Raw genomic sequence first — 15,068 nt, forward strand, 5'->3', positions numbered from 1 at the left:
CCTCGGTCCGCACGCGCTGAGCGACAGCACGACCATGCGTCCGCGTGCGCACCGCGGCCTCCGGGTCGCGGTGCGTACGCGGACGCCGTCATGTCCGGGGTCGTGCCACCGCGGGACCCCACCGTTCTTCAACCAGGAATGAGGACCATGAAGACCATCGAGGACCTCGGGGACCTGCGCGGCAAGCGCGTCCTCGTCCGCTCGGACTTCAACGTGCCGCTCGACGGCACGACGATCACCGACGACGGCCGCGTGCGCGCGGCCCTGCCGACCCTGAAGGCGCTGCTCGACGCGGGCGCCCGCGTGGTCGTGACCGCCCACCTCGGCCGCCCGAAGGGCGCGCCGGAGGCCAAGTACTCGCTCGCGCCCGTCGCGGCCCGGCTGGGCGAGCTGCTCGGCCAGCCCGTCGCCCTCGCGCAGGACACGGTGGGGGAGTCCGCGAAGGCGACGGTCGCCGCCCTCGGCGACGGCGAGATCGCGCTGCTCGAGAACATCCGCTTCGACCCGCGCGAGACCTCGAAGGTCGACGCCGAGCGCGAGGAGCTCGCGAGCGAGCTCGCCGCCCTCGCCGACGTGTACGTCTCGGACGGCTTCGGCGTCGTGCACCGCAAGCAGGCGTCCGTCTACGACGTCGCCCGCAAGCTCCCCTCGGCCGTGGGCGCGCTCGTGCTCAAGGAGGTCGCCTCGCTGCGCAAGGCGACCGACGACCCGGAGCGGCCCTACGTGGTCGTCCTCGGCGGCTCGAAGGTCTCGGACAAGCTCGGCGTCATCGCGAACCTGCTGACCAAGGCCGACCGGCTGCTGATCGGCGGCGGCATGGTCTTCACGTTCCTCGCGGCCAAGGGCTACTCCGTGGGCAGCTCGCTGCTCGAGGAGGACCAGATCGAGACGGTCAAGGGCTACCTCGCCGAGGCCGAGCAGCGCGGGGTGGAGATCGTGCTGCCCACGGACATCGTGGTCGCCGACGCCTTCGCGGCCGACTCGCCGCACGACGTCGTCCCGGCGGACGCCATCCCGGACGGCCGCATCGGCCTGGACATCGGTCCGGACTCCTGCGAGCTGTTCCGCAGCAAGATCCTCGACGCGAAGACCGTGGTCTGGAACGGCCCGGCCGGCGTCTTCGAGTTCGAGGCGTTCTCGAACGGCACGCGCGCCGTCGCGCAGGCGCTCGTCGACGCGGGCGCGAACGGTGCGTTCACGATCGTCGGCGGCGGCGACTCCGCGGCGGCCGTGCGCCTGCTCGGCTTCGACGAGGCCGGGTTCGGTCACATCTCGACCGGTGGCGGGGCGAGCCTCGAGTTCCTCGAGGGCAAGTCGCTCCCCGGCATCGCCGTCCTGGAGGAGGAGGCCTGATGGCCACGCAGACCCGCACGCCGCTCATGGCGGGCAACTGGAAGATGAACCTCGACCACCACCAGGCGATCCAGGTCGTCCAGAAGCTCGCGTGGTCGCTCAAGGACGCCAAGCACGACTACTCGGCCGTCGAGGTCGCGGTGCTCGTGCCGTTCACGGACCTGCGCTCGGTGCAGACCCTCGTCGACGCGGACAAGTACGAGCTCAAGTACGGCGCGCAGGACGTCTCGGCGCACACCGAGGGCGCGTACACCGGCGAGATCTCGCCGGTCATGCTCGCCAAGCTCGGCGTCTCCTACGTGGCCGTCGGCCACTCCGAGCGCCGGCAGTACCACGGTGAGGACGACGCGCTGTGCGCCGCCAAGGTGGCGTCCGCGTTCGGGCAGGGGATCGTCCCGATCCTGTGCGTCGGCGAGGGCCTCGACGTCCGCAAGGCCGGCGAGCAGGTCGCGTACACCCTCGCGCAGGTCGAGGGCGGCCTGGCCGGCCTCCCGGCCGACAAGGCCAAGGACGTCGTCATCGCCTACGAGCCCGTCTGGGCCATCGGCACCGGCGAGGTCGCGACGCCCGAGGACGCGCAGGAGGTCTGCGGCGCGATCCGCGAGAAGCTGGCCGAGCTGTACTCGCCCGAGCTCGCCGCCGGTGTGCGCGTGCTCTACGGCGGGTCCGTGAAGTCCGGCAACATCGCGGCGATCATGGACAAGCCCGACGTCGACGGCGCGCTCGTCGGCGGAGCGAGCCTCGACCCCGAGGAGTTCGCCAAGATCGCCCGCTTCCGCGAGCACCAGACGGCTCGCTGAGCCGCCGGACCGGCGCCCTCCCGCGGGAGGGCGCCGGTCCCCGCTCCGCCGGGACCGTTCACCCGTGGCGCCTGTCGTGGGCAGGGGCCCGGGTCGCCTATCCTTGACCGGGCGCCGCCGGCGCCGATCATCCGACTGCGAGGGACGTACGAGCACGTGGACGCACTGCGCATCATCCTGCAGGTCCTGCTGGTCCTGACCAGCTTCCTCGTCGTGCTCCTGGTGCTGCTGCACAAGGGCAAGGGCGGGGGGGTCTCCGACATGTTCGGCGGCGGCATCTCCAGCAACGCCGGCAGCTCCGGCGTCGCCGAGCGGAACCTCAACCGGCTCACGATCGGCCTGGCGCTCCTGTGGACGCTCGTCGTCGTGCTGCTGGGCCTGATCCAGCGCGTCAGCGCCTAAGGAGCAACAGATGGCAAGCGGAAGCGCGATCCGAGGGTCCCGCGTCGGAGCCGGCCCCATGGGCGAGGCCGAGCGTGGCGACCAGGCCCCCCGGTTCTGGGTCTCCTACTGGTGCGCCAACGGCCACGAGACCAAGCCGAGCTTCTCCCAGGAGGGCAACGCCGAGGCGCCCGAGACCTGGGACTGCCCGCGGTGCGGCTTCCCGGCGGGTCAGGACAAGGACAACCCGCCGTCGCCGTCGCGCAACGAGCCGTACAAGACGCACCTGGCGTACGTGAAGGAGCGGCGCAGCGACGAGGACGGCGCCGCCATCCTCGACGAGGCCCTCAGCGCGCTGCGCGCGCGCCGCGGCCGCTGACCCTGTCCTGACCTCGCGCCGCCGGTCGTGCTCAGCCGGCTGCGGCGACGTCGAGGAGCCAGAGCGTGCGCTCGCGGCCCAGGGCGCCGGCCGCGGGCGTGGAGCGGACGTCGTCGCCCGCGAGGGCGCGCGCGACCGCCTCGGCCTTCTCCGCGCCGGCCGCGACGACCCAGATCTCCGACGCCGCCTCGAGGGCCGGGAACGTCAGGCTGACGCGCTCCGGGGGTGGCTTCGGGGAGCCGTGGACGCCGACGACCGTCCGGTCGAGGACCGCGAGGGCGTCGTGCCCCGGGAAGAGCGACGCGACGTGGCCGTCCGGGCCCATCCCGAGCAGCACCACGTCGAACGCCGGCACGGCCGGGCCGGCGTCGTCCTGCGCGGCGCCCGCGGGGGCGGCGTAGCGCGCCAGGTCCGCGGCGTAGGCCTCGGCGGCCGCCTCCGGCGAGTCGGCGCGGTCGGGTCCCGGCACGGGGTGCACGTTCTGCGCGGGCACGGGCAGCGCGTCCAGGAGCGCCTCGCGGGCCTGGGTCTCGTTCCGGTCGGCGTCGCCGGTGGGCAGGAAGCGCTCGTCGCCCCACCACAGGTGGACGCCGGTCCAGTCGACGGCGTCGCGCAGGGGCGAGGCCGCGACTTCGGCGAGCGTGCGGATGCCGACCGTGCCGCCCGTGAGCGCGACGTGCAGCGGCCGCCGGGTGCTCTGCCCGTCGATGAGCCGCAGGAGCAGGCGGGCGGCCGTGGCCCGCGCGAGCGTCGCGGCGTCGGGGTGCACGACGGCGACCCGCGCGCTCACGCGGCTCCCACGCGCTCGAGCCCGTCGAGGAGGACCTCGCCGTAGACCTCGTCCGGGTCCAGGCGCCGCAGCTCCTCCGAGAGGCACTCGCGCAGCGACCGCAGCGGCATCGCCGTGGTGCGCACGGGCTGCCCCGGCTGCTCGACGGTGGCGATGCGGCCGTCGGGCCGGGACACGATCACGGGGCCGGACGCCCGCTCGAGGACGACCTTGGTGATGGCCGGGACGTCCTTCTCGCGGACGATCTCGACCTCGCAGCGCAGCGCGTGGGCGAGCCAGGCGGCCAGCAGCACGACCGAGGGGTGCGACTCGTGCCCGTGGACCTCGGCGCGGGTCACCGGCTCGAACGGCGGCTGGTCCAGCGCCGCGGCGAGGATCCCCCGCCAGACGGTGATGCGGGTCCAGGCGAGGTCCGTGTCGCCGGCGCGGTGGCCGTCGCGCAGCCGGACCAGGGTCGCGAGCGGGTCGGAGCACGCGAGGGAGTCGGTGATGCGCCGCTGGGCCATCGTGCCGATCGGGTGCGCGGCGGGGTGCTCCGGCAGCTCCGCGGGCCACCAGGCCACGATCGGCGCGTCGGGCAGCAGCAGCGGCATGACGAGCGTGTCCGCGTGGGCGATCATCTCGCCCGAGGCGCGCAGCAGGACGACCTCGCTGGCGCCCGCGTCCCCGCCGACGCGGATCTCGGCGTCGAGCCGCGGGGTGGTGCGGTCGGCGTCGTGCACCAGCACGATCACGCGGCACGGGTGCTCGCGGCTCGCGTCGTTGGCGGCCTCGACGGCCTCCTCGACGGTGTCCGGGGTCGCGTCGATGACCAGCGTGAGGACCCGGCCGAGCGCGACCGCGCCACCCTCGTCGCGCAGCCGCACGAGCGCCTTGGTGACCGCGGTGGTCGTGGTGTCGGGAAGATCGATGATCATCGTGCCGCCCTTCCGGTCCGGCCGGTCACGGCCGGCGCCAGGCGCGGCCGTCGCGCGCCATCATCTCGTCCGCGGAGTCCGGGCCCCACGTGCCGGAGCGGTACGCCTCCGGCTTGCCGTGCCGCGCCCAGTACGCCGTGATCGGGTCGAGGATCTTCCAGGAGAGCTCGACCTCCTCGTGCCGCGGGAACAGCGGCGGGTCGCCCAGCAGGACGTCGAGGATGAGCCGCTCGTAGGCCTCGGGGGAGGACTCGGTGAAGGCGTGCCCATACCCGAAGTCCATCGTGACGTCGCGCACCTCCATCGCGGTGCCGGGCACCTTGGAGCCGAAGCGGATCGTCACGCCCTCGTCGGGCTGGACCCGGATGACGAGCGCGTTCTTGCCGAGCTCCTCCGTCGCCGTGGACTCGAAGGGCAGGTGGGGCGCCTTCTTGAAGACGACGGCGATCTCGGTGACCCGACGGCCCAGGCGCTTGCCCGCGCGCAGGTAGAACGGGACCCCCGCCCAGCGCCGGGTGTCGATGTCGACGCGGATCGCGGCGTAGGTCTCGGTGATCGAGTCGGGCGCGATGCCGTCCTCGTCGAGGTACCCGACGACCTCCTCGCCGCCCTGCCAGCCCGCCGCGTACTGCCCGCGGGCCGTGTGCCGTCCCAGGTCCTTGGGCACCCGCACGGCGGAGAGGACCTTCTCCTTCTCGGCCCGCAGGTCCTGCGGGTCGAAGGAGACGGGCTCCTCCATGGCCGTCAGGGCCAGGAGCTGGAGCAGGTGGTTCTGGATGACGTCGCGCGCGGCGCCGATGCCGTCGTAGTACCCGGCCCGCCCGCCGATCCCGATGTCCTCGGCCATCGTGATCTGCACGTGGTCGACGTTGTTGGCGTTCCAGATCGGCTCGAACAGCTGGTTGGCGAACCGCAGCGCCAGCATGTTCTGGACGGTCTCCTTGCCCAGGTAGTGGTCGATCCGGAAGACCGACTCGGGCTCGAAGACCTCCGAGACGACGTCGTTCAGCTCGCGCGCGCTGGCCAGGTCGTGGCCGAACGGCTTCTCGATGACGACCCGCCGCCAGGCGGTCTCCTCCTGCTTGGACAGGCCGGAGCGCGCGAGCTGGCGGCACACCAGCGGGAAGGCCCCCGGCGGCACGGAGAGGTAGAAGGCGTGGTTGCCGCCCGTGCCCTGCTCCGCGTCGAGCTCCTTGACGGTCTGGCTCAGCCGGTCGAACGCGGCGTCGTCGTCGAACTCGCCCTGGACGAAGCGGATGCCCTTGGCGAGCTGCTCCCACGTGCTCTCGCGGAAGGGCGTGCGCGCGTTCTTCTTGACGGCGTCGTGCACCACCTCGGCGAAGTCCTGCGTCGCCCAGTCGCGGCGCGCGAACCCGGTGAGCGCGAAGCCCGGGGGGAGCAGCCCTCGGTTCGCGAGGTCGTAGACGGCGGGCATGAGCTTGCGGCGGGCGAGGTCGCCCGTCACCCCGAAGATGACCAGGCCGCACGGACCCGCGATCCGGGGCAGGCGGCGGTCGCGGGGGTCCCGGAGCGGGTTCGCCGCGGGCGTGACGCGCGTGGGGCTCACCGGGCGCCCTGCGCGTCGCCGGTCACCGCGGTGCTGCGGGCCAGGCCGGCCTGCACGGTCGCGAGGAGCTCGTCCCAGCTCTTCTCGAACTTCTCGACGCCCTCGGCCTCGAGCCCCTCCGTGACGTCGCCCAGGTCGATGCCGAGCGCGGCGAGGCGCTCGAGCGCCTGGTCCGCCGCCGCGTACCCGCCCGTCACGGTGTCGCCCGTGATCCGGCCGTGGTCGGCCACGGCCTCCAGGGTGGCACCGGGCATGGTGTTCACCACGCCGGGGGCCACGAGCTCGTCCACGTAGCGCGTGTCGGGGTAGGCCTTGTCCTTGACGCCCGTCGAGGCCCACAGGGGCCGCTGCGCGTTGGCGCCGGCCGCGGCCAGCGCCCGCCAGCGCTCGCCCGCGAGGACCTCCTCGTAGCGCCGGTACGCCAGGCGCGCGTTGGCGATGGCGATCGAGCCGCGCAGCGCGGCAGCCTCCGCCGAGCCGAGGTCGTCCAGCCGTGCGTCGATCGCGGCGTCGACGCGCGAGACGAAGAACGACGCGACCGAGTGGATGCCGGCCAGGTCGATGCCGGCCTCGCGCGCCTGCTCGAGCCCTGCCTGGTAGGCGTCCAGGACGGCCTGGTAGCGCTCGAGGGAGAAGATCAGCGTGACGTTGACGCTCATGCCCTGCGCGATCACCGCGGTGATCGCGGGCAGGCCCTCCACGGTCGCCGGGATCTTGATGTAGAGGTTCGGGCGGTCGACCGTGCGCCACAGGCGCTCGGCCGTCGCGACGGTGCCGTCGGTGTCCCGCGCGAGCCGCGGGTCGACCTCGATGGACACGCGCCCGTCGAGCCCGCCCGTCGCCGCGTACACGTCGGCGAGGGCGTCGCACGCGTCGCGGACGTCGTCCGTGGTGATCGCGAACACCGCGTCGTCGACGTCGGCGCCGGCGGCGGCGAGCTCGGCGAGCTGGGCGTCGTAGGCGCTGCCCTTGCTCAGAGCCGACGCGAAGATGGTCGGGTTGGTGGTGACCCCGACGACGCCGCGTTCGCGCACGAGCCGCTCGAGGCCGCCACCGCGCAGGAGCTCGCGCGAGAGGTCGTCCAGCCAGATCGCCACCCCGGCGTCGCGCAGGGCGGCGACGGGTGCGGGCAGGGCGGTGCCGGATTCGGTCATGGCGTGCTCCTTCGGTGCTCCGGGCCCCGGCCGCCTCGCGGCCGGGGCCCAACGTGCGGGACGTCGGTCAGAGGTCGCCGGTGCCGCTCTCGGTGGGCACGGACGCGGTGCCCGGGCCGCCGTCGCGCGACGCGGCGGCGAGGGACTCGCGGGCCGCCGCGACGACCGCCTCGGGCGTGAGGCCGAACTCGCGGTAGAGGGTCTCGTAGTCGGCCGAGGCCCCGTAGTGCTCGAGCGAGACGGTCCGGCCGGCGTCGCCGACGATCTTGTGCCACGAGAGGGCGATGCCGGCCTCGACGGACACCCGGGCGCGGACGGCCACCGGGAGCACCTGCTCGCGGTACGCCTCGTCCTGCTCGGCGAACCACTCCAGGCTCGGTGCGGAGACGACGCGCGTCGCGATGCCGTCCGCCTCGAGCTGCTCGCGCGCCGCCACGGCCAGCTGCACCTCGGAGCCCGTGCCGATGAGGATCACGTCGGGCGTGCCCGTGCTGGCCTCGAGCAGCACGTAGGCGCCGCGGGCGACGCCCTCGGCGGACGCGAACCCGTCCTCACCGCGGGGGAACGTGGGCACGTTCTGCCGGGTCAGGACGAGGCCGACCGGGTGGTCCGTGCGCTCGAGGATCGCCTTCCACGCCTGCGCCGTCTCGTTGGCGTCGGCGGGCCGGACCACGGCCAGGCCGGGAATGGCCCGCACGGCCGTGAGGTGCTCGACCGGCTGGTGCGTCGGGCCGTCCTCGCCGAGGCCGATGGAGTCGTGCGTCCAGACGTAGATGCTCGGCACGCCCATGAGTGCGGCGAGGCGCACGGCGCCGCGCATGTAGTCGCTGAACGTGAAGAACGTGCCGCCGTAGGCGCGCGTCAGGCCGTGCAGCACGATGCCCGAGAGGATCGCGCCCATGGCGTGCTCGCGGATGCCGAAGTGCAGCGTGCGGCCGTACTCGTGGCCCGCGAACTCGTGGGTCGAGCGCTCGGCCGGGATGAAGGACGGCTCGCCCTTCATCGTCGTGTTGTTGGAGCCCGCGAGGTCGGCCGAGCCCCCCCACAGCTCCGGGAGCACGGGCGCGAGCGCCGAGAGGACCTCGCCGGACGCCGCGCGGGTCGCCACGGACTTGCCCGCCGGGAACGTCGGCAGCGCGTCGGTCCAGCCCTCCGGCAGCTCCCTGGCCACGAGCCGGTCGAGCAGCGCCGCGCGGTCCGGGTTGGCGGCACGCCACGCCTCGTAGCCCTCCTGCCACTGCGCCTTGGCGGCCGCCCCGCGCTCGAGCGCCTTGCGGGTGTGCGCGATCACCTCGGGCTCGACGTCGAACGACTTCTCCGGGTCGAAGCCCAGGAGCTCCTTGAGGCCGCGCACCTCGTCGCCACCGAGCTTCGAGCCGTGCGACCCGTGCGTGTTCTGCTTGGTCGGCGAGGGCCAGGCGATGATCGTGCGCAGCCGGATGAACGACGGGCGGTCCGTGACCTGCTTGGCGGCCTCGAGCGCGGCGGCGAGGGCCTCGACGTCCTCGGCGTAGGGGCTGCCGTCGGCGGTCTGCGTCCAGTCGACGGACTGGACGTGCCAGCCGTAGGCCTCGTACCGGCCCAGGACGTCCTCCGTGAAGGCGATCTCCGTGTCGCCCTCGATGGAGATGTGGTTGTCGTCCCACAGCACGATGAGGTTGCCGAGCTTCTGCGTGCCGGCGAGCGAGGACGCCTCGCTCGTGACGCCCTCCTGCAGGTCGCCGTCGGAGGCGATGACGTAGACGTGGTGGTCGAACGGGCTCGTGCCCGGTGCGGCGTCGGGGTCGAGCAGGCCGCGCTCGCGGCGCGCCGCCATCGCGACCCCGACCGCGCTCGCCAGGCCCTGGCCCAGCGGGCCGGTCGTGATCTCGACGCCGTCGGTGTGGCGGTACTCGGGGTGGCCGGGCGTCTTGGAGCCCCAGGTGCGCAGCGCCGCGATGTCCTCGACCTCGAGGCCGTAGCCGGCCAGGTAGAGCTGGATGTACTGCGTCAGGCTCGAGTGCCCGGCGGAGAGGATGAAGCGGTCGCGGCCCAGCCAGTGCTGGTCGGCCGGGTCGTGGCGCATGACGCGCTGGTAGAGCAGGTAGGCCGCGGGCGCGAGGCTGATCGCCGTCCCGGGATGACCGTTGCCGACCTTCTCCACGGCGTCCGCCGCCAGCACACGGACGGTGTCGACGGCGCGGCGGTCGAGGTCCGACCACTCGAGCGTGACCTCTGCGGTCGGGGTGGGGGACGCGTTCACGGAGCCTCATTCCTGCCCGAGCGGTCGCCCGGGTCGTCGCCTGGTGCGTGCGCACGCGTCCAGGGACCCGAAGGGGCCGGTGGCGTGCGCCGGGGTGCCCGACGGTGTGCGTCGGGTCACGGTTCGAGCCTACCGGTGAGCACGTGCGCCTGGGCGCCGCGCCGCCTGGTGGACGCGCCGGACGCACCCCGGGGCGACGTCGGCCTACCATGGTCGCGACATCCCCGCGGAACGGAGCCTTGCCGACGTGCGCACTGCCAGTGGACGACTCGACGCCGAGCCCGGCGCCGCCGTCCGTCCGGTCCACGGGGCGGGCGCCGCGGTGACCGCGGCCCCCGTCGGGACGCGCTCGCGGGCCGCGGCCGTCCGCGCCCGGGTCGGGGCGTACGTCGCCCTGACCAAGCCCCGCATCATCGAGCTGCTGCTCATCACGACGGTGCCCACCATGATCCTCGCCGAGCGGGGCTTCCCGGCCGTCGGGCTCGTCCTGGCGACCCTCGTGGGCGGCACCGCGGCCGCGGGCTCGGCCAACGTCTTCAACTGCTACCTCGATCGCGACATCGACGAGGTGATGAACCGCACGAAGCGGCGCCCCCTGGTCACGGGCGAGGTCACGCCCCGCGCGGCGCTGGTGTTCGGGTGGCTGCTCGGCCTCTTCGCGATCGCCTGGTTCGCGGTCCTCGTCAACGTCCTGTCGGCGGCCCTGGCGCTCGGCGCGATCCTGCTCTACGTCGTCGGCTACACGATGATCCTCAAGCGGCGCACGCCGCAGAACATCGTGTGGGGCGGCGCGGCCGGCTGCATGCCGGTGCTGATCGGGTGGTCCGCCGTGACCGACTCGATCGCCTGGGCGCCCGTCGCGCTCTTCGGCGTGATCTTCTTCTGGACGCCGCCGCACTACTGGCCGCTGTCGATGAAGTTCCGCAAGGACTACGCCGCGGCCGGCGTCCCGATGCTGCCCGTCGTCGCGGACGACGTGAAGGTCTCCTGGGAGATGGTCGCCTACACGCTGGGCATGATCGGCTGCTCGCTGGCGCTGGTGCCCCTCGCCGACATGACGTGGGTCTACGCCGTCGCGGCGGGCGGGCTGGGCCTGTGGTTCCTGGGCTCGACCATCGGGCTGCTCCGCCGGGCACGCGCCCCGCGCCCCGGCGTCAAGCTGGGGGAGATGCGGGTCTTCCACGGCTCGATCACGTACCTGACCCTGCTCTTCGTCGCCATCGCGGTCGACCCCTTCCTGCCGGTCTGAGCCGCCGTGGCCGCACCGGCGCGGGACGCGCGGACCGAGGCGGACCGTGCGGCCGGTGACGCCCTCGAGCGCGAGGTCGGCACCTACTTGGACCACCTCGCGGTGGAGCGCGGCCTCGCCGCCAACACGCTGGCCGCGTACCGCCGCGACCTGCGGCGCTACACGGCCCACCTCGCGGCCCGCGGCAGGACGTCGGTGGCTCAGGTGACCGAGGCCGACGTGCAGGACTTCGTCACCTCGGTGCGGACCGGGTCCGACGGTTCCAGCGCGCTGTCGGCGGCGTCGACCGCGCGCACCATCGCGGCGGTCCACGGCTGGCACCGGTTCTGCACCCTGGAGGGCCTGACGGAGCAGGACCCCTCGCGCGCGGTGCGTCCGCCGGCGCAGGCCCGGCGCCTGCCCAAGGCGCTGTCCACCGACGACGTCGAGCGGCTGCTCGAGGCCGCCGGCCTCGGAGACGGCCCCGTGCCGCTGCGCGACCGCGCGCTGCTCGAGCTCCTCTACTCCACGGGCGCGCGCATCAGCGAGGTCGTCGGGCTCGACGTCGACGACCTGGAGCTCGACCCCGCCGCGGCCGCGGCGCGCCTGCTCGGCAAGGGGCGCAAGGAGCGCGTCGTGCCCGTCGGGTCCTTCGCCCGGGAGGCGACGGAGTCCTACCTCGTCCGGGCGCGTCCCGTGCTCGCCGCGGCCGGGCGCGGCACGCCGGCCGTCTTCCTCAACACGCGCGGCGCCCGGCTGAGCCGGCAGAGCGCCTGGGCCGTCCTGCGGCTGGCGGCGGAGCGCGCGGGGCTGGAGCGGGCCGGCGACGTGTCGCCGCACACGCTGCGGCACTCGTTCGCGACCCACCTGCTCGCGGGCGGCGCCGACGTGCGCGTCGTCCAGGAGCTGCTGGGCCACGCCTCGGTGACCACGACGCAGATCTACACGATGGTGACGCCGGACACGCTGCGCGAGGTCTACGCCGCGGCGCACCCCCGCGCCCTGGGCTGAGCCGGCGGCGACGGCGTTTGCGGCGGGGCGCCGGGCGGTGCCTGGGGTAATCTCGGGGCCGTGACCAGCCTGGATCCGGACGCCCCCGAGACGATGGCGACCGACCCGGTCGGCCGCCCGTTGCCGGTGTTCGCCGACCCCGCGCCGCTCGCCTCCCACGGGCCGGCGCGCATCATCGCGCTGTGCAACCAGAAGGGCGGCGTCGGCAAGACGACGACCACCATCAACCTGGGCGCCGCCCTGGCCGACTACGGCCGCCGCGTGCTCATCGTCGACTTCGACCCGCAGGGCGCCGCGTCCGTCGGCCTCGGCACCTCGCCGCACGAGCTCGACAAGACCGTCTACAACCTGCTCATGGAGCGCAGCGCGTCGCTCGCCGACGTCATCCGCCCGACGGCGGTCGAGGGCCTCGACCTGCTGCCGGCGAACATCGACCTGTCGGCCGCCGAGGTGCAGCTGGTCGGCGAGGTCGCGCGCGAGTCGATCCTCTCGCGCGTCCTGCGGCCGGCCGAGGAGGAGTACGACGTCATCCTCGTCGACTGCCAGCCGTCGCTCGGCCTGCTGACGGTCAACGCGCTCACGGCCGCCCACGGCGTGCTCATCCCGCTCGAGTGCGAGTTCTTCGCGCTGCGCGGCGTCGCGCTCCTGGTCGAGACCGTCGAGAAGGTCCGGGACCGGCTCAACCCGCGCCTCGAGGTCGACGGCATCCTGGCCACGATGCACGACCCGCGCACGCTGCACTCCAAGGAGGTGCTCGCGCGCGTGCACGAGGCCTTCGGGGACCAGCTGCTCCACACGGTCATCGGCCGCACGGTGAAGTTCCCGGACTCGTCGGTCGCGGCCGAGCCCATCACCAGCTACGCCCCGTCGCACGCCGGAGCGGCGGCCTACCGCCAGCTCGCGCGCGAGCTCGTGGCGCGCGGCGATGCCGCCTGACGTCGCGGTCGCGACCGCAGCACCCACGACGCCGGCCCGCGGCGAGACCTCGCGCGGGGAGCCCTTCGAGGTCCACCTCGAGAACTTCACGGGGCCGTTCGACCTGCTGCTCGGCCTGATCGCGAAGCACAAGCTCGACATCACCGAGGTGGCCCTGGCCCAGGTGACCGACGAGTTCATCGCCGCGGTCCGCGCCGCCGAGCAGGGTGACGCGCCGTGGGAGCTGGGGCGCATCAGCGAGTTCCTCGTCGTGGCGGCCACGCTGCTCGACCTCAAGGCCGCGCGCCTGCTGCCCACGGGGGTGGTCGAGGACGCCGAGGACCTCGAGATGCTCGAGGCCCGGGACCTGCTGTTCGCGCGGCTGCTGCAGTACCGCGCCTACAAGGAGGCGGCCGCCGCCATGGCGGAGCGGCTCGCGGCGCAGGCGCGCAGCCTGCCGCGCGCCGTGGCCATGGAGCCGCAGCTCGCCGCCCTCCTGCCGGAGCTGGTGCTCGGGATCGGGGCCTCCGAGCTCGCGATCCTCGCGGCGCACGCGCTGCGGCCCCGCGAGGCGCCCCCGGGCGTGGACCTGTCCCACCTGCACGCGCCGGCGGTGTCCGTGCGCGAGCAGGCGGCGGTGCTGGTCGAGCGCCTGCGGCGCCACGGTGCCGGCTCGTTCCGGGCGCTCGTGCAGGACGCCGACTCGACGCTCGTCGTCGTCGTGCGCTTCCTGGCGCTGCTCGAGCTGTTCCGGGAGGGCGTCGTCGCGTTCGACCAGATCGACCCGCTCGGCGAGCTCACCGTGCGGTGGACGGGCGGCGAGGAGGGCGACGTCGACGTCGTCGACGACTACGACGGACAGGACGCACCGGCATGAGCGACGAGACGACCCCGGCGACACCCCCGGCGGAGCCGGAGGCGTCGCCCGCGGTGGACGAGCTGGCCTTCGAGGTCGCGGACCTGCCCGGGGGCGCCGCGGCGGCGGTCGAGGCCGTCCTCATGGTCGCGGACGAGCCGGTGAGCGCCGTGCAGCTCGCGACGGTGCTCGGCCTGCCGACCGAGGAGGTCGAGGGCCTGCTGCTCGCGCTCGCCGCCGAGTACCGCGGGGGACCGGGCCACCGCCCGCGCGGCTTCGAGCTGCGCCACGTCGCGGGCGGGTGGCGCATCTATTCGGCCCCCGCGCACGCCGACGTCGTCGGACGCTTCGTGCTCGACGGGCAGACCGCCCGCCTGACGCAGGCGGCGCTCGAGACGCTCGCCGTGATCGCCTACCGCCAGCCCGTCACGCGCGGCCAGGTCTCGGCGGTCCGCGGCGTGAACGTCGACTCCGTCGTCCGGACGCTGACCGCGCGCGGGCTCGTGGCCGAGCTCGGCACCGAGCCGAGCGGCGCGGTCCTGTACGGCACGACGTCGTACTTCCTGGAGCGCCTGGGCATGAGGAGCCTCGACGAGCTCCCGCCGCTGGCGCCCTACCTGCCTGACATCGAGTCGATCCAGCTGGACGACGACACCCGTAGCACCCGAGGAGCAGACGCATGAGTCCCCAGAAGCAGCGAGACGTGCACGACCCGGACGGGGTGCGGCTGCAGAAGGTGCTCGCGACGGCGGGCCTCGGCTCGCGCCGCGCGTGCGAGCGGCTCATCGAGGCCGGCCGGGTCGAGGTCGACGGCGTGAACGTGCGCGAGCTCGGCGTGCGGGTGGATCCGCGGCGCGCGGTCGTGCACGTCGACGGGATGCGGCTGCAGCTCGACACCTCGCTCGTGACGCTCGCGCTCAACAAGCCGCTCGGCGTCGTCTCGACGATGCACGACCCGCAGGGCCGCCCGTCGCTCGCGGACCTGGTGGCGGACCGCGAGGAGCGCCTGTTCCACGTCGGCCGGCTCGACGCGGAGACGGAGGGCCTGCTGCTGATGACGAACGACGGCGAGCTGGCCAACCGCCTCGCCCACCCCTCGCACGGCGTGCAGAAGACCTACCTGGCGACGGTCGAGGGCCGCCTCAAGGGCATCGTGGGCCAGCGCCTGCGCTCGGGCGTCGTGCTCGAGGACGGGCTGGCGAAGGTCGACGAGTTCCGGGTGGTCGACACGGCCCCGGACCGCACCCTCGTCGAGGTCGTGCTGCACGAGGGCCGCAACCACATCGTGCGCCGCCTCCTGGAGGAGGTCGGCCATCCCGTGACCCGGCTCGTGCGCACCCAGGTCGGTCCGATCCGGCTCGGCTCCCTGCGCCCGGGGCGCACGCGCGTCCTGGGCCGCGAGGAGCTCGGGGCGCTCATGACGGCGGTGGGGCTGTGACCCGGGCGCGGGCGGGTACGCTGCCCGCCGGTCGCGC

The 15,068-nt window shown here is 74.0% G+C and carries 15 protein-coding genes; 10 read left to right on the forward strand and 5 right to left on the reverse strand.

Annotation, left to right across the window (positions count from 1 at the left end; translation table 11 throughout):
• Positions 1-147: 147 nt before the first annotated feature.
• The 4 genes from pgk to H2O74_RS07590 all read left to right on the forward strand — a co-directional run bounded on the left by pgk (position 148) and on the right by H2O74_RS07590 (position 2,913).
• A complete protein-coding gene (gene pgk / locus H2O74_RS07575) occupies positions 148-1,353 on the forward strand; it encodes a phosphoglycerate kinase (RefSeq protein WP_182113818.1) in 1,206 nt (401 codons plus the stop codon).
• Positions 1,353-2,153, forward strand: a complete 801-nt coding sequence (gene tpiA / locus H2O74_RS07580; RefSeq protein ID WP_182113819.1) for a triose-phosphate isomerase — start codon at positions 1,353-1,355, stop codon at positions 2,151-2,153. Before pgk ends, tpiA begins: the two co-directional genes overlap by 1 nt.
• Before the next feature lie 156 nt (positions 2,154-2,309).
• The gene (secG, locus tag H2O74_RS07585) at positions 2,310-2,555 is read left to right on the forward strand and encodes a preprotein translocase subunit SecG (RefSeq protein WP_182113820.1); all 246 of its coding nucleotides are present in this window, start codon (positions 2,310-2,312) and stop codon (positions 2,553-2,555) included.
• A gap of 10 nt (positions 2,556-2,565) precedes the next feature.
• A complete protein-coding gene (locus H2O74_RS07590) occupies positions 2,566-2,913 on the forward strand; it encodes an RNA polymerase-binding protein RbpA (RefSeq protein WP_182113821.1) in 348 nt (115 codons plus the stop codon).
• A 31-nt stretch (positions 2,914-2,944) separates the two neighbouring features.
• Here the strand turns inward: H2O74_RS07590 and pgl are convergent, their stop codons facing one another.
• The 5 genes from pgl to tkt form a co-directional block, all read right to left on the reverse strand.
• Positions 2,945-3,703, reverse strand: a complete 759-nt coding sequence (gene pgl, locus H2O74_RS07595) for a 6-phosphogluconolactonase (protein WP_182113822.1) — start codon at positions 3,701-3,703, stop codon at positions 2,945-2,947.
• Positions 3,700-4,620, reverse strand: a complete 921-nt coding sequence (locus H2O74_RS07600) for a glucose-6-phosphate dehydrogenase assembly protein OpcA (RefSeq protein WP_182113823.1) — start codon at positions 4,618-4,620, stop codon at positions 3,700-3,702. The genes pgl and H2O74_RS07600 overlap by 4 nt, the downstream gene beginning before the upstream one ends.
• A gap of 25 nt (positions 4,621-4,645) precedes the next feature.
• A complete protein-coding gene (gene zwf, locus H2O74_RS07605; protein WP_182113824.1) occupies positions 4,646-6,187 on the reverse strand; it encodes a glucose-6-phosphate dehydrogenase in 1,542 nt (513 codons plus the stop codon).
• Positions 6,184-7,341 (reverse strand): transaldolase, encoded by a 1,158-nt coding sequence (tal, locus tag H2O74_RS07610; RefSeq protein WP_182113825.1) that lies wholly within the window; start codon positions 7,339-7,341, stop codon positions 6,184-6,186. The genes zwf and tal overlap by 4 nt, the downstream gene beginning before the upstream one ends.
• A gap of 67 nt (positions 7,342-7,408) precedes the next feature.
• Entirely contained in the window at positions 7,409-9,583 is a 2,175-nt protein-coding gene (tkt, locus tag H2O74_RS07615) for a transketolase (RefSeq protein WP_182113826.1), read from the reverse strand.
• Between the two features lie 322 nt (positions 9,584-9,905).
• Here tkt and H2O74_RS07620 point away from each other — a divergent pair, with 322 nt between their 5' ends.
• From H2O74_RS07620 to H2O74_RS07645, 6 genes are all read left to right on the forward strand, one after another.
• The gene (locus H2O74_RS07620; protein ID WP_182114146.1) at positions 9,906-10,832 is read left to right on the forward strand and encodes a heme o synthase; all 927 of its coding nucleotides are present in this window, start codon (positions 9,906-9,908) and stop codon (positions 10,830-10,832) included.
• Positions 10,833-10,838: 6 nt separating this feature from the next.
• Positions 10,839-11,822 (forward strand): site-specific tyrosine recombinase XerD, encoded by a 984-nt coding sequence (gene xerD, locus H2O74_RS07625; RefSeq protein ID WP_182113827.1) that lies wholly within the window; start codon positions 10,839-10,841, stop codon positions 11,820-11,822.
• Positions 11,823-11,915: 93 nt separating this feature from the next.
• Positions 11,916-12,758, forward strand: coding sequence for a ParA family protein (locus tag H2O74_RS07630; RefSeq protein ID WP_182114147.1), 843 nt, complete (start codon positions 11,916-11,918; stop codon positions 12,756-12,758).
• Positions 12,748-13,614 (forward strand): ScpA family protein, encoded by an 867-nt coding sequence (locus H2O74_RS07635; protein WP_182113828.1) that lies wholly within the window; start codon positions 12,748-12,750, stop codon positions 13,612-13,614. Before H2O74_RS07630 ends, H2O74_RS07635 begins: the two co-directional genes overlap by 11 nt.
• The gene (gene scpB / locus H2O74_RS07640) at positions 13,611-14,276 is read left to right on the forward strand and encodes an SMC-Scp complex subunit ScpB (RefSeq protein WP_182113829.1); all 666 of its coding nucleotides are present in this window, start codon (positions 13,611-13,613) and stop codon (positions 14,274-14,276) included. The genes H2O74_RS07635 and scpB overlap by 4 nt, the downstream gene beginning before the upstream one ends.
• Entirely contained in the window at positions 14,273-15,031 is a 759-nt protein-coding gene (locus H2O74_RS07645) for a pseudouridine synthase (RefSeq protein ID WP_182113830.1), read from the forward strand. The genes scpB and H2O74_RS07645 overlap by 4 nt, the downstream gene beginning before the upstream one ends.
• Positions 15,032-15,068 lie beyond the last annotated feature (37 nt).

It is taken from the genome of Actinotalea sp. JY-7876 (assembly GCF_014042015.1).
In the GTDB taxonomy this organism is placed as follows: Bacteria; Actinomycetota; Actinomycetes; order Actinomycetales; family Cellulomonadaceae; genus Actinotalea.